12 protein-coding genes are annotated in these 14,566 nt (G+C 73.7%); 8 read left to right on the forward strand and 4 right to left on the reverse strand.

Annotated elements, in window-relative coordinates; all coding sequences use genetic code 11:
- Positions 1-151: 151 nt before the first annotated feature.
- On the reverse strand, positions 152-574 hold the full coding sequence (locus tag AB0E96_RS09580; protein WP_359820634.1) for a VOC family protein: 423 nt from the start codon (positions 572-574) through the stop codon (positions 152-154).
- 124 nt (positions 575-698) lie between these two features.
- On the opposite strand from AB0E96_RS09580, the gene AB0E96_RS09585 reads away from it, so the two are divergent.
- Together AB0E96_RS09585 and AB0E96_RS09590 are read left to right on the forward strand one after the other, a co-directional pair.
- On the forward strand, positions 699-1,133 hold the full coding sequence (locus tag AB0E96_RS09585) for a MarR family transcriptional regulator (RefSeq protein ID WP_030235202.1): 435 nt from the start codon (positions 699-701) through the stop codon (positions 1,131-1,133).
- Positions 1,134-1,488: 355 nt separating this feature from the next.
- The gene (locus tag AB0E96_RS09590; protein ID WP_359820658.1) at positions 1,489-2,778 is read left to right on the forward strand and encodes an MFS transporter; all 1,290 of its coding nucleotides are present in this window, start codon (positions 1,489-1,491) and stop codon (positions 2,776-2,778) included.
- Positions 2,779-2,820: 42 nt separating this feature from the next.
- Here AB0E96_RS09590 and AB0E96_RS09595 read toward each other — a convergent pair whose 3' ends face one another.
- Complete coding sequence (locus AB0E96_RS09595) at positions 2,821-3,339, reverse strand: GNAT family N-acetyltransferase (protein ID WP_359820638.1); 519 nt, start codon at positions 3,337-3,339, stop codon at positions 2,821-2,823.
- Positions 3,340-3,385: 46 nt separating this feature from the next.
- On the opposite strand from AB0E96_RS09595, the gene thpR reads away from it, so the two are divergent.
- Positions 3,386-4,030, forward strand: a complete 645-nt coding sequence (gene thpR / locus AB0E96_RS09600; RefSeq protein ID WP_359820640.1) for an RNA 2',3'-cyclic phosphodiesterase — start codon at positions 3,386-3,388, stop codon at positions 4,028-4,030.
- Between the two features lie 306 nt (positions 4,031-4,336).
- Here thpR and serC read toward each other — a convergent pair whose 3' ends face one another.
- On the reverse strand, positions 4,337-5,455 hold the full coding sequence (gene serC, locus AB0E96_RS09605; RefSeq protein WP_359820644.1) for a phosphoserine transaminase: 1,119 nt from the start codon (positions 5,453-5,455) through the stop codon (positions 4,337-4,339).
- A 173-nt stretch (positions 5,456-5,628) separates the two neighbouring features.
- On the reverse strand, positions 5,629-6,729 hold the full coding sequence (locus AB0E96_RS09610; protein WP_355263959.1) for a citrate synthase 2: 1,101 nt from the start codon (positions 6,727-6,729) through the stop codon (positions 5,629-5,631).
- Positions 6,730-7,146: 417 nt separating this feature from the next.
- On the opposite strand from AB0E96_RS09610, the gene pdxH reads away from it, so the two are divergent.
- The 5 genes from pdxH to AB0E96_RS09635 all read left to right on the forward strand — a co-directional run.
- Positions 7,147-7,779, forward strand: coding sequence for a pyridoxamine 5'-phosphate oxidase (gene pdxH, locus AB0E96_RS09615; protein WP_359820661.1), 633 nt, complete (start codon positions 7,147-7,149; stop codon positions 7,777-7,779).
- Positions 7,780-8,013: 234 nt separating this feature from the next.
- Positions 8,014-8,205: an FxSxx-COOH cyclophane-containing RiPP peptide gene (gene fxsA, locus AB0E96_RS09620; protein WP_359820646.1), complete on the forward strand. Its 192-nt coding sequence runs from the start codon at positions 8,014-8,016 to the stop codon at positions 8,203-8,205.
- 248 nt (positions 8,206-8,453) lie between these two features.
- On the forward strand, positions 8,454-9,884 hold the full coding sequence (locus AB0E96_RS09625) for a TIR-like protein FxsC (RefSeq protein WP_359820648.1): 1,431 nt from the start codon (positions 8,454-8,456) through the stop codon (positions 9,882-9,884).
- Positions 9,874-13,887 carry an FxSxx-COOH system tetratricopeptide repeat protein gene (gene fxsT, locus AB0E96_RS09630; protein ID WP_359820651.1) on the forward strand — a complete coding sequence of 1,338 codons (4,014 nt, stop codon included), beginning with the start codon at positions 9,874-9,876 and terminating at the stop codon, positions 13,885-13,887. Before AB0E96_RS09625 ends, fxsT begins: the two co-directional genes overlap by 11 nt.
- A gap of 35 nt (positions 13,888-13,922) precedes the next feature.
- Positions 13,923-14,566, forward strand: a 644-nt coding sequence (locus AB0E96_RS09635) for a radical SAM protein (protein WP_359820654.1), incomplete at its 3' end; no start/stop codon positions are given.

Raw genomic sequence — 14,566 nt, forward strand, 5'->3', positions numbered from 1 at the left:
GCCTGCATGATCCCGGCACCAACCCCTGACACCGCCTGCGCACCACCCCCCGGTGCCGCCCCGGACCCGTCGGGGTTCTGCGCCGGACCGTCGGGGTTCTGTGCCGGACCCGCCCGGACCGCCCCGGATCCGCCCAGGACCGTCCCGGCGCTCACTCCAGCGGGGCTAGCCCGAACGGGTGGCCGGCCGGATCGATCAGCACCCGCAGCGTGCGGCCGTGCTGGTAGGCGGGCTCGGTGGCGCCGAGCGCGAGGGCCTTCGCGGTGGCCGCCTCCAAGTCGTCGACGTAGAAGTCGAGGTGGAAGTGCTTGCTACCGTCCGGCTCCTTCCACGGTTCCGGCCGGTACCCGGTCACCCGTCCGAAGCCCAGCGGGCTGCCGCCCTCGGGGTTGTCCAGGATCGCGAAGTGCTCGTCCGCGTGCCTGGTCTCCCACCCCAGCAGCTCGCCGTAGAACGAGGCCAGGGCGACCGGGTCGGCGCAGTCGATGGTGACCATGGCGAGCCGGCCGAAGCCGGTGTCGCCCGGCTCGGCGCGCTCGGTCTGCGCGGTCTGCTCGGTGGCGAGGTCGGACATGGCGGGTCGGCCCTTCCGGGAGTCGGGAGCTGGGGCCCAAGACCCAATATGGCACCGCGGTGACCCTCCGGCGCGGCGGCGGATCCCATTTTCCTTAGCGAGAGTAATGACGTAAGCTAAAGAGATGCCCGAGATGTCCGAGCAGGACCTCGCAGCGATCAGTCAGCTGCGATCGTCCACGATGCGCCTCTCCCGACGACTCAAACACCAGCGGGTGGAGGAGTCGCTCAGTCCGACCGAGATGGGAGTGCTGGGCACCCTCGCCCGGTGCGGAAAGGCGACGCCGGGTGAGCTCGCCCGGAAGGAGCACGTGCAGCCTCCTTCGATGACCAGGATCGTCGCGATGCTGGAGGAGAAGGGGCTGGTGCGGCGCGAACCGCACCCCGAGGACCGCCGACAGGTGGTCGTCAGCAGCACCGAGCAGGCCGAGACGATCCTCGCGGAGAGTCGCCGGCGCCGGAACGTCTGGCTCGCCGAGCTCGCCCAGGGGCTCGACGAGGAGGAATGGGCCGTCCTCAGGGAGGCCGCGCCCGTGCTCTACAAGCTCGCACACCTCTAGGCACACCGAACCCGGCCGGCCGCCGGGAGGAGAAGGAGCCCGCATCACCGCAGGACCGACCACCGACACCAGGAGCGCGACGGCCACCGCCATGGCCGTCGCGCCGCGAGGGGAGACCACCGTGACACCGCCGGCCGCAGCCAGCGCCGCCGCCATCCGTACCGACGACCCGACCAACGACCCCGCCGCGGCCGGAGCCGCGGCCGCCGACGCCCAGGCACCCGCCCCCACGGGGCTGCCCGGCAACGGCGACGACGACCCCGACGAACGCACCGCGGCGGACCCCGCCGCTCCCGGCCGAACCCACTCGGCCCAACCGTCTCCCACAGGTGCCGAGTTCACCCGGCCCGGGGGGATGTTCTCCTCCCTGCGCGTTCGCAACTACCGCTACTACTTCGCCGGCCAGGTGGTGTCCAACACCGGCACCTGGATGCAGCGGATCGCCCAGGACTGGCTCGTGCTGAGCCTCACCGGCAGTCCGCTCGCGGTCGGCATCACCACCGCCATGCAGTTCCTGCCGATGCTGCTGCTCGGCCTGTTCGGCGGCGTGCTCGCGGACCGGATGCCCAAGCGCCGGCTGCTGATCTGCACCCAGGGCGCAATGGGCCTGCTGGCCGCCGGCCTCGCGGTGCTGACCGTCGGCGGCGTGGTGACGCCGTACTACGTGTACCTCTTCGCGCTGCTGCTCGGCCTGGTCACCGTGGTGGACAACCCGGCCCGGCAGGCGTTCGTCTCCGAGATGGTCGGGCCCAAGGACCTCGCCAACGCGGTCAGCCTGAACGCCGCCAACTTCCAGACCGCCCGGCTGGTCGGCCCCGCCGTCGCGGGCCTGCTGATCGCCGCGGTCGGCAGCGGCTGGGCGTTCGCCGTCAACGCGCTGTCCTTCGCCGCCGTGATCGGCGGGCTGCTCGCGATGCGGGAGAGCGAACTGCGCCCGACCGAGCCGATCGCCCGCGAGAAGGGGCAGCTGCGCGAGGGCCTGCGGTACGTCAAGGAGCGGCCCGAGCTGCTCTGGCCGATGGTGCTGGCCGGCTTCATCGGCACCTTCGGCTTCAACTTCCCGACGCTGCTCTCCGGCTTCGCGTACGACACCTTCAAGGTGGGCGCCGGCCAGTACGGCCTGCTGAACACCGCGATGGCGATCGGCTCGCTGACGGGTGCGCTGCTCGCCGCCCGCCGGGGCGTGCCGCGACTGCGCCGGCTGGTCGGCGCGGCGCTGGCCTTCGGCGCGCTGGAGGTGGTCGCCGCGTTCGCGCCCGACTACTGGACCTTCGCGCTGCTGCTGACGCTGATCGGGGTGTTCGGGCTGAGCTTCAACACCGCCGTCAACTCCACCCTGCAGCTGGCCACCGACCCCGAGATGCGCGGCCGGGTGATGGGCCTGCTGGTGCTGGTCTTCACCGGCGGCACGCCGATCGGCGCCCCGATCGTCGGCTGGGTGACCGCCTCGTACGGGCCCCGGCTCGGCCTGCTGGCCTGTGGACTGGTGTCCGCGGCGGCGGCCGGAGCGGTCGGCCTGGTGCTGGCCCGCAGCGCGGACCTGAAGGTGCGGTTCGACCTGCACCCGGGCCGCGGCGGCCGGGTGGTCGCCTTCGTGCCGCGGACCGCGAGCGCGAGCAAGTCGGAGCTGGCCACGGCCTGCTGACGACACGTCAGGCCCCCGGGGTGCCCGGGGGCCTGCGGTGTCTCAGAGTCGGATCTCCAGCACCTGGCCGGGCCAGAGGCCGTGCGGCTGCTCGACCTCGAACGTCACGGTCTCGGTGAAGCCGAGCGCCCGGTAGCGCCCGACCAGCTTGCGGTCGGCGCCGCCGTAGCAGTCCACCCGGAGCAGGCCGATGCCGCGCCGACGGGCCTCCTCGACCGCGTCGGCGATCAGCGCGGCGCCGATGCCCGAGCCCTTGCGGCCGCGGTCGGTGACCAGGTTGCGGACGTAGAGCTCGCGCTCGTCCACGGCGGGGATCCACCGGCCGCGGTCCTCGGAGACCACGCAGCAGCCGACCGTACGGCCGTCCTCGTCCTCGGCGAGGCGGATCAGGAAGGGTTCCTCGGTGTACGAGCGGACCTGGTCGACGCGGGCCTGGTTGGTGCTGAACGGCTGGTCGCCCCACTGGCCGGTGCGGCCCTGGGCGGCCAGCCAGGAGACGGCGCCGTCGAGCAGGGACAGGATGTCGGGGACGTCCGCGGGCCCCCCGTTGCGGATCTTCATGGGAAACCGTTCTACCCCAGACGGCCGGGCGCGGGAAGATTGGGCCATGAGGTTGTTCGTGGCGGTGCTGCCGCCGGCCGAGGCGCTGCGGGGGCTCTCCGAGGTGGTCGCGCCGCTGCGGGAGCTCCCCGGGGCCGACCGGCTGCGCTGGACCGGCGTCGACGGGTGGCACCTGACCCTGGCCTTCCTGGGCGAGGTGCCGGCCGAGCGGCTGCCCGAACTGGAGGCGGGACTGGCCGCCGTCGCCGAGGTGCACCCGGTGCACCGGCTGCGGATCGCGGGCGCGGGGCGGTTCGGCGACCGGGTGCTCTGGGCCGGGGTCGAGGGCCGGACCTGGGCGCTGCGCCGACTGGCCGACGCCGTGACCGGGGCGACCGCCGAGGTCACCGGGGCGACCGACGACTTCGCCTTCCACCCGCACCTCACCCTCGCCCGGGCGGGCTCCTCGCGGGGCCACCGGCGGGCCGTGCGGCGGGTCGCGGCGGCCGAGCTGGACGGCCTGGTGGCGGCGCTGGCCGACTACCGGGGGCCGGAGTGGGAGGCCGCCGAGCTGCACCTGGTGCGCAGCGACCCGGGCGGCGGATCCGCGCACTACGAGTCGCTGGGCTCCTGGGCTCTGGCGGACCGGGGCCGAGGCGCGCGGGAGGCTCCGGGGCCGGACCGGGGAGGGCCCGGGCGGAGTCCGCGCTGAGCCGGAGGTACGCTCGTTGACCGTGGACCCCAAGACTCGAATGCGCATCGTCTCCGGCGCCCTGGTGCTGATGTTGGTCGTCGTGCTGATCAGCTCGCTGGTCGGCGGCTAGGAACCCCTCCGGGCGCCCACCGACAACCCCCCGGCGCCCACCGGCACCCACTGGCGCCCACCGGCCCCGCCGGGCGCCCGTCAGGTACCCGCCGGGCACGTCCGACGCCGGGCCACGGCCCCGGAACGGCGAGAGGGCCACCGCCCGTCGGCGGTGGCCCTCGGCCGTGTCCCCGGTGTCCCCGGGGGCCGGTGTCAGAGCTGCTCGACCACGTAGTCGATGCAGTGGGTGAGCGCCTCGACGTCCGCCGGTTCGATCGCCGGGAACATCGCGATGCGCAGCTGGTTGCGGCCCAGCTTGCGGTACGGCTCGGTGTCCACGATGCCGTTGGCACGCAGTGCCTTGGCGACCGCGGCGGCGTCCACCGACTCGTCGAAGTCGATGGTGCCGACCACCTGGGAGCGCTCGGCCGGGTTCACCACGAACGGGGTGGCGAAGGAGGACTTCTCGGCCCAGGAGTACAGCCGGGACGAGGAGTCGGCGGTGCGGGCGACCGCCCAGTCCAGCCCGCCGTTGCCGTTCAGCCACTCCAGCTGGTCGGCCAGCAGGAAGAGGGTGGAGAGCGACGGGGTGTTGTACGTCTGGTCCTTCGACGAGTTGTCGATGGCCGTCGGCAGCGAGAAGAACGGCGGGATGTAGCGGCCGGAGCCGGCGATCTCGGCGGCGCGCTCCAGGGCGGCCGGGGAGAAGGTGGCCAGCCACAGGCCGCCCTCGGAGGCGAAGGACTTCTGCGGGGCGAAGTAGTAGACGTCCGTCTCGGTGATGTCCACCGGCAGGCCGCCGGCGCCCGAGGTGGCGTCCACCAGGACCAGCGAGCCCTCGTCCGCGCCGGCCGGGCGCCCGATCGGCATCGCGACACCGGTCGAGGTCTCGTTGTGGGTGAGCCCGTAGACGTCCACGCCGGCCTCGGCGACCGGCAGCGGGTGGGTGCCCGGGGCGGTCTTGATCACGGTCGGCTCGCCGAGCCACGGCGCGGCCTTGACCGAGGAGGCGAACTTCGAGGAGAACTCGCCGAAGTCCAGGTGCTGGGACTTCTCCCGCACCAGGCCGAAGGCGGCGATGTCCCAGAAGGCGGTGGAGCCGCCGTTGCCGAGGACGACCTGGTAGCCGTCCGGCAGCGAGAACAGGCTGCTCACGCCCTCGCGCACGCGCTTCACCAGGTCCTTGATCGGAGCCTGGCGGTGCGAGGTGCCGAGCAGGGAGGTCTGGGTGGCGGCGAGGGCACTCAGGGCCTCGGGGCGCACCTTGGACGGTCCGCAGCCGAAACGGCCGTCTGCGGGCTTGATGTCAGCGGGGATCTGGATCTGAGCCACGCGCGCAGCCTACCGGCCAGGAGCCCACCGGGATACGGCGGTCCGCCCGCTGAGACATGCGGCGCCGGTGGCCCGCCGGCCGGCCCCGGACGGGCGGCAGCGGGCCCGGCCGGAGCCGGACCCGCTGCTCAGGGGCACTGTCCGGACGCTCGTCCGGTATTCGCCCGGGACGGTCAGCGGGCGATGGCGTCCCAGCCCTCGATCTCCTCGGGGCGGCGCGGGCCGGGGCCGACGTAGCGCGCGGAGGGGCGCACGAGCCGGCCCGTGCGCTTCTGCTCCAGGATGTGCGCCGACCAGCCCGCGGTGCGCGCGCAGGTGAACATCGAGGTGAACATGTGCGCCGGAACCTCGGCGAAGTCCAGCATGATGGCGGCCCAGAACTCGACGTTGGTGGCCAGCACGCGGTCGGGGCGGCGGTTGTGCAGCTCCTCCAGCGCGGCCTTCTCCAGTGCCTCGGCGACCTCGAAGCGCGGCGCGCCGAGCTCCTTGGCGGTGCGGCGCAGCACCCGGGCGCGCGGGTCCTCGGCGCGGTAGACGCGGTGGCCGAAGCCCATCAGGCGCTCGCCCTTGTCCAGGGCGTTCTTGACCCAGGCGGTCGCGTCGCCGGTGCGCTCGATCTCCTCGATCATGCCGAGCACGCGGGACGGCGCGCCGCCGTGCAGCGGGCCGGACATCGCGCCGACCGCGCCGGAGAGGGCGGCCGCGACATCGGCGCCGGTGGAGGCGATGACCCGGGCGGTGAAGGTGGAGGCGTTCATGCCGTGCTCGGCGGCCGAGGTCCAGTAGGCGTCGACGGCCTTGACGTGCTTCGGGTCCGGCTCGCCGCGCCAGCGGATCATGAACCGCTCGACGACGGTCTCGGCCTTGTCGATCTCGCTCTGCGGGACCATCGGCAGGCCCTGGCCGCGGGCCGACTGGGCGACGTAGGACAGCGCCATCACGGCGGCCCGGGCGAGGTCGTCGCGGGCCTGCTCGGCGTCGATGTCCAGCAGCGGCTTGAGGCCCCAGACCGGGGCGAGCATGGCGAGCGCCGACTGCACGTCGACCCGGATGTCGCCGGAGTGCACCGGGATCGGGAACGGCTCCGCGGCCGGCAGGCCGGGGTTGAACTTGCCGTCCACCAGCAGGCCCCAGACGTGGCCGAAGGAGACGTTGCCCACCAGGTCGTCGATGTCGACACCGCGGTACCGCAGGGCGCCGCCCTCGCGGTCGGGTTCGGCGATCTCGCTCTCGAACGCGACGACTCCCTCAAGCCCGGGTACGAAATCGGACATGCGACGGCTCCCTCTGTTCTGTGATCGGCGCTCCGCCGTGGTGGGGCGGCGCACCAGTGACCGAATGGTGTTTGGCACTCGGTGCCAGAGTGACAGGCACGGGGTGCATTGCGCCATACACCACCGTGGTGATGTTTCCCGTGAGGCTGTTCGACTTCCCCGCGGGCGGGCCGGTCGTGCCCGGGAAGCCCCGGAACCAAACGCCCGGCCCCGGACAATTCCCCGCAGGACGGACGGCCGAGCGGTCGCGGGTCACCTCATCTCCCACTCGGGTTTGTCCGGAGGTAGCGGCGCCCGTTGCTTGTCGTACGGGATGATGTTGGCGTGCAGACCCCGGATCGCGCCCAGTCGACGCCCCTGAGCCCCGCCAACCGGACCCTGGCCGACGAGGCCCGCCCAGGCCCGGACCTCACCGTGATGCGCAAGCACTACAGCCACGAGGGCCTGGTCGAGGAGCAGCTCGCGCCCGAGCCGATCGGCCAGTTCACCCGCTGGTTCCACGAGGCGGACGACGCCGGGGTGGTGGAACCCAACGCGATGGTGCTCTCCACCGCCGACGCCGAGGGCCGGCCCAGCTCGCGCACCGTCCTGCTCAAGGGCTACGACCTGCGCGGCTTCGTGTTCTTCACCAACTACGGCTCCCGCAAGGGCTCCGAGCTGGCCGCCAACCCGTACGCCGGGCTGCTGTTCCCGTGGATCGCGCTGGCCCGCCAGGTGATCGTCCAGGGCCGGGTGGAGAAGGTCGGCCGGGACGAGACCGCCGCCTACTTCCGCACCCGCCCGCACGGCTCGCAGCTGGGCGCCTGGGCCAGCGAGCAGTCCAGCCCGGTCGGCGGCCGGGAGGTCCTGGAACAGCGCTACGCCGAACTGGAGCGCCGCTACCCGGAGGGCGAGGGCGTGCCCGTGCCGCCGTTCTGGGGCGGGTACCGGGTGGTCCCGCAGAGCGTCGAGTTCTGGCAGGGCCGGGAGAACCGGCTGCACGACCGGCTGCGCTACGTCGCCGACCCGTCCGGCCCGACGGGGTGGCGGGTGGAGCGGCTCTGCCCGTGATCCGTGCGGCGTCCGTGGTCAGTGCGGCGCCGGTGGTCAGTGCGGCGCCGGTGGTCCGCCGGGCGCCCGTGGTCCGCGTGGCGCCCGTGATCCGTTCGGCCCACAGGCTCCGCGCGGCGTCCGCGCGGAGCTGATGGGCCGTCACCGCGCGGGTGTAGGATGCCCGTCGCGGACCTGGGTCGATGCACATCCGGCCGGCAGCCCGCTGTGCCGACACGATCGAGTGAGGGACTGATGGGCGTCACCGGTGCGGAAACCGCCGCTGGACTCGGCTCTGACCTGGTCGACGTCACCGCCCTGCCGCTCGACGAACTCGACGCCCTGCCCGACACCGTCCTGGGGGACCTGCTGCGCCGCGTCGTCGCGGACGCCCTGACCCCCGGCGCGGAGCCGCTCGCGGCCTTCCAGTCGGCGCTCGACCGCTAGCTCGACCGCCGGACCGGCCCCTGGCGCCAGGCCCCGACAGGCGGCGCCCGCGGATGCGCCCCGCGCTCCCCGTTCGCGCGCCCCCGGGCGCCGGAGTGCCGTGGGCCGTCCGTGTGCGCCTGACCACCGGCTAAACCACCCGTGTCGCCCAATCCGCCAACTCGCCAGCGGGGCCAGGGGAGTTCACGACATGCTGGGGTATGAAACCAGCGCCGTCGCGGACCGTCGGGCACGGGGGGAAACAGGTGATGGAGCACGAACAGCACCGGCCGTACTTCTTCTTCAGTTACGCGCGCCGGGACTTCGAGGCCGAGGACGCCTTCGTCAACCAGTTCTTCAACGACCTGCGGGACGAACTCGGCCGTCTGGTCGGCCCGGCGGTCCGGGCCGAGGAACTCGCCTTCCGCGACACCGAGCAGCTGCGCCTCGGCGACGACTGGGCCGAGCGGCTGGCCACGATGCTGGGCCGCAGCCGGACGATGATCGCGCTCTACTCCCCGGCCTACTTCGCCAGCCTCTACTGCGGCAAGGAGTGGACGGCCTTCCGCGGCCGGGTTCGGCGCCACCACGAGGACACCGGGGAGCTCGTCCCGGCGCTGGTCCCGGTGCTCTGGGAGCCCGTCGGGTCGGGCGAGTTGGCCGCCGAGGTGACCAAGATCCAGTGGGTCCAGCCGGACATGGGCGAGGCCTACGCCCGGCACGGCCTGCGGGCCCTGCTGCGCACCGCGCAGAGCGGGGCGTACGAGCAGGTGGTCCGGGTGGTCGCGGAGCGGGTCCGGGACGCGGCCGCGCGGCGGCTCGGCGAGCTGCCCGAGTTCGACCTCGGCGCGGTGCGCGGCTACTTCCCGCCCCCGGCCGCGCCGGAGCCCGCCCCCAGCCCCGGGATGGTGCGGCTGTTCATCGCGGCCGGGTCCGCCTCGGAGGCCGCCGCCGCGGGCGGCTCGTTCGCGGGCGGCTGGTACGGGAGCAAGCCCTGGCACTGGGCGCCCTACTACCCGCCGACCCAGCCGTCCCTGGTGGTGCGCGCCCAGCAGGTGATCACCGCGGCCGGACACACCACCACGCTGGAGGAGATCGGCCCGGGCCTCGGCGAGAAGCTCGACCAGGCCCGGGAGGACAGCCAGGTCAGCGTGCTGCTGGTCGACCCGTGGGTGGCCGGCAGCGGCCGCTACCGGGCCGCGCTGAGCGAGTACGACGACCAGAACCACCCGGTCACCGGTGTGGTGGTCCCGATCGGCAGCAACGACCCGGACGGGGAGCGCGAGGCGCCGTGGACCGGCGTGCGCGGCGTGTTCCGCCGCAACTGGTTGCGCCGGAGCGACCTGGAGCACTTGTTCCGGGTGCGCGTGAACCAGGAGAGCTTCGACAGTGACCTCACCATCATGGTGACGGTCGCCCAGAACAAGCTCATGGACGACAACCTCGATTGGGGCGACGATGGCGGGGACGCCTTCGGCTTCGGCTCCGGCGACGACACCTCCGGCTCCGGCGACGGCCCGGACCTGCCCGGGCTGGCCATCCCGTCCGGCCCGTCCGGCCGCCCGCGCCCGCCCCACCCGCGCCAGGGTCCGCCGGCCGCGCGGCACCACCCCGACCCCGTTCCACCGGAACTGCCCGGCCAGAGCCGGGGCCAGGACGACGCCGTCCCACTGAGGGGAGACCAGGACGATGACCACTGAGCCCGGCGCAGAGCTGGAGCGCGGCGGACCGGGATCGGTCGTCACGTTCTACTCCTTCAAGGGCGGCACCGGCCGCACCATGGCGCTCGCCAACGTCGGCTGGATCCTCGCCAGTCGCGGCCTGCGCGTCCTGGTCGTCGACTGGGACCTGGAGGCGCCCGGCCTCCACCGCTACTACCACCCGCTGCTGGTCGACCCGGAACTCCACTCCACCGACGGCCTGATCGACCTGCTGCGCGCCTACGTCAGGCAGGCGCTGCCCTCCGCCGCCGGGCCGGTCGGGCAGTCCCCGGCCGCCTGGCTGGACGAACCCGGCCGCCTGGACGGCTACGTCTGCGGCCTCGCCCTCGACCTGCCGCCCGGCGGCCGGCTCGACTTCCTGCCCGCCGGCCGGCAGAACGCCGCCTACGCCGCCGCCGTCACCAGCTTCAACTGGCGCAGCTTCTACCACGGACGGGACATCCGCGGCGGCGAGTTCCTGCGCGAGCTGCGCGAACGCTGGGCCCGCGGCTACGACTACGTGCTCATCGACAGCCGCACCGGCGTCAGCGACACCTCCGGCATCTGCACCGTCCTGATGCCCGACACCGTGGTGGACTGCTTCACCTTCAGCGCCCAGAACATCCGCGGCGGCGTCGACGCCGCCCGGGACATCGCCGAGGCCCAGGAGCGGGCGATCCGGGTCCTGCCGGTGCCGATGCGGGTCGAGGACGCCGAGCAGGAGCGCCTGGAGGCCGGCCGAGACTACGCCCGCGAGGCCTTCGCGCCCTACCTCGGCCGCTGGCTGGCCGGGGACCGCCGGGCCGGCTACTGGGCCGACGTCGAGGTGCCGTACAAGCCCTTCTACGCCTACGAGGAGGTGCCCGCCACCGTCGCCGACCGGCCGCAGGAGGCGCGCAGCCTGCTCAACGCCTTCGAACGGCTGGCCGGTTGGATCACCGACGGGCGGGTCCGCACCCTGCGCCCGCTCACCGCCGAGACCCGCCGCCGGCTCTACGGCGCCTACCTGCGCTCCGCCCGCGCGGTGCCTCGCCAGGTGTTCGTCAGCTACGCCCCCGAGGACCGGATGTGGGCCGAGTGGGCCGCCGGGACGCTCACCCGCTTCGGCTACCAGACCTCCCTGCACAGCGCCGCCGAACCGTACACCGGGCCCCGCCCGCCCGAGGTGGCCGGGCCGGTCGACGGCCAGGGCCGGCTGCTCGCGCTGCTCTCGCCCGAGTACACCGCGCTGCCCCGGGCCGCCGAGGTCTGGCAGCTCCTCCAGGGCCGCGAACTGGCCTCCGGATCAACGGCGTTGGTCGCCTTCCGGCTCCAGGACCCGGATGAGCCGGTGCCCCGCCCGTTCGCCGGGCAGCCGGTGCCCGACCTGATCCGCTCCTCCGCGGTCGGCGCCGAGTCCCAGCTCTACGCCGAACTCGGCCCGCCGCCCGGCAGCAGCCGCCAACCCGAGACCGACAGCGGGGAGTTCGCCGCGCCGGCCCGGTTCCCCGGCACCGCCCCGCAGGTCCAGGAGACGCCCTCGCGCAACGCCGCCTTCATCGGCCGCGGCAAGCTGCTGGAGCTGCTCCGCAACCGCTTCACCGGCGGGCCCGCCGCGGTGCTCAGCCAGGTGCTCTACGGCTTCGGCGGCGCCGGCAAGTCGCAGATCGCCGCCGAGTACGCGCACCGCTTCAAGGCCGCCTACGACGTGGTCTGGTGGGTGCCCGCCGAGGAGCCCGCCAACATCCCGCAGAAGCTCGCCGAACTCGCTCCCCGGCTCGGCGTGCCCACCAGCGACGACGTCGCCCACACCGCCGCCGCCGTGCTCGACGCGCTGCGGCGCGGCCAGCCGTACCGCCGCTGGCTGCTCGTCTTCGACAACGCCGGCACCCCCGAGGAACTCGCCCCCTGGCAGCCGGCCGGCTCCTCCGGCGGGCACGTGCTGATCACCTCCCGCAACCAGGGCTGGGCCCGGCACGCCGGCCTGGTGGAGGTCGACGTCTTCCTCCGCGAGGAGAGCGTGCGGCTGCTGCGCCGCTTCAACGGCAGTCTCTCCCCGGAGGACGCCGACCAGGTCGCCCACCGCCTCGGCGACCTGCCGCTCGCCGTCGGCCAGGCCGCCGTCTGGCTCCAGGAGACGTCGATGCCGATCGCCACCTACCTCGAACTGCTCGACGAAGAGCTCACCGAGATGCTGGAGCGCACCCGGCTGCGCGCCGCCGACTACCCGCACTCGGCCGCCGCGACCTGGCGCATCTCGGTCGAGGAACTGCGCCGGATGAACGCCCCGGCCGCGCAGATCCTGGAGATCTGCGCCTTCTTCGGCCCGGACGCCATCCCGATGCGGCTGCTCTACAGCCGGGCCGTCACCCGCGCCCTGCGGCTGCCCCCGCGCGCGCCCCGCGACAAGCTCGCGATCGGCGAGTTCCTGCGCGCCATCAACCGGTTCGGGCTCGCCCGCACCGACCAGGGCAGCGAGACCATCACCGTGCACCGGCTGGTCCAGGCGGTGCTGCGGGACCAGGTCGAGGAGGAGCGGCGGGCCGAACTGCGCGCCGTCGTCCACGCCGCGCTCGCCACCGCCAACCCCGGCGACCCGGACGTGCCCGTGAACTGGGCCGAGTACGCCGAACTCCTGCCCCACCTCTGGCCGTCCGGGGCGCTCGACAGCGCCGACGAGGACGTCCGGCAGTGGATCATCGACTCGGTCCGCTACCAGTGGAAGCGCAGCCTGCACGAGTCCGGCCGGGAACTGGCCGAGCGGACGCTGGAGCACTGGCGCCAGGACGGCTACGGCGGGCCCGGCTTCGACGTCGACAACGACGCCCAGACCCTCATGCTGCGCACCCAGCTGAGCAACATCCGCCGCTCCCAGGGCGCCCTCCAGGAGGCGTACGAGATGGACCGGGACATCCTGGACCGCTTCACCGCGACCCTGGGCCCGGAGCACTCGCACACCCTCGCCGTCGCCAACAGCCTCGGCGCCGACCTGCGCTTCCTCGGCCGCTACGACGAGGCCCGGACGCTCGACCGCCGCACCCTGGACGCCGCCCGGCGCACCCTCGGCCCGGACCACCCGCGCACCCTGATGATCACCAACAACCTCGCCGTCTCCGACTACCTGGCCGGCGACCGCCGGGCCGCCCTGGAACGGCACCGCAGCAACTACCTCCAGCAGCGCGACGCGCTCGGCGCGCACAGCCTCTACGCGCTCTCCTCGGCCTCCAACTACGCCCGCGACCTGCGCGAGACCGGGCGGCTGCGGGAGGCCCTGGACCTGCTGGAGGAGACCGTCCGGATCTACCAGCAGACCATCGGCGACGGCCACACCGACACCCTGCGCGCCCGCAAGAACCTGGCCGTGGCGCTGCGCCGGGCCGGCCGGTACCACGAGGCCCTGGAGATCGACGAGGACATCTACCAGCGCTACCTGGACATCAACGGCGCCGAGCACCCCGACACCCTGGCCGCCGCCACCAACCTGGCCAGCGACCTCAACGCGCTCGGCGACACCGGACGGGCGATCCCGCTCGCCGAACGGGCGCTCGCCAGGTACCGCGACTACCTGGGTGAGGACCACCCGGTGACGCTGGCCGGCGCCAACAACCTCTCGGTGTACCTGCGGCTGGCGGGGCGCACGACGGAGGCGCGCGAGCTGTCCGGCCGCACGCTGGCGCAGTTCCGCACCGTGCTCGGCGCGCACCACCTCTACATCCCGATCGCGATGATGAACCACGCCAACGACCTGGCGCTGGCCGGGGAGCTCAGGGCCGCGCTCGAGCTGGAACTGGAGGCCGAGCCGCTGATGACCGCGGCCCTCGGCCAGGACCACTACGACTCCATCGGCATCAACTCCAACCTCTCGCTGTCGCTGGCCGCCCTCGGATACACCGAGCGGGCCGCGGAGTTGCGGGCGGACTGCATCCGGCGGGCCCGGGTCACCCTGGGGGAGGAGCACCCGACGACGAAGGCGGTGCGGGCCGGGACGCGGCTGGACTCGGACGTGGAGCCGCCGCACGTGTGACGAGCGGTCAGGTGCGGTGCCCTAGGCTCACGGACATGGTGCCGTTCCGGCAGTTCCTGCTGAAGATCCACAGTCGGTGCAACCTGGCCTGCGACTACTGCTACGTGTACGAGGGCGCGGACCAGAGCTGGCGTCGGCGGCCGCGGCGGATGGAGCTCGCGACCGTCCGCCGCGCCGCCCGGCGGATCGACGAGCACGCCGCCGAGCACGGGCTGGACGAGGTGTCCGTGGTGCTGCACGGCGGCGAGCCGCTGCTCGTCGGGGCGGCCCACCTGGGCGTGCTGCTCCGGGAGTTGGCGGACGTCCGGCCCCGGGTGCGGTTCACCGTGCAGACCAACGGGCTGCGGCTGCTGGACGAACCGGCCCTGCTCGACGTGCTGCACCGCCACCGGGTCTCGGTCGGGGTCTCGCTCGACGGCACCCGGGCCGGCCACGACCGGCACCGCCGGCTGCCCTCCGGCGCGGGCAGCTGGGCGCGGACCGCCGAGGCGGTGCGGCTGCTCGGCTCGGACCGGCACCGGGAGCTGTTCGCCGGGCTGCTCTGCGTCGTCGACCTGGCGGCCGACCCGGTGGCCACCTACGAGGCGCTGCTGGAGTTCGCGCCGCCCCGGATCGACCTGCTGCTGCCGCACGCGACCTGGCGGGAGCCGCCGCCCGGGGCCCCGCCCCGGCCGGTGCC

The sequence above is a fragment of the Kitasatospora sp. NPDC036755 genome (assembly GCF_040636595.1).
In the GTDB taxonomy this organism is placed as follows: Bacteria; Actinomycetota; Actinomycetes; order Streptomycetales; family Streptomycetaceae; genus Kitasatospora.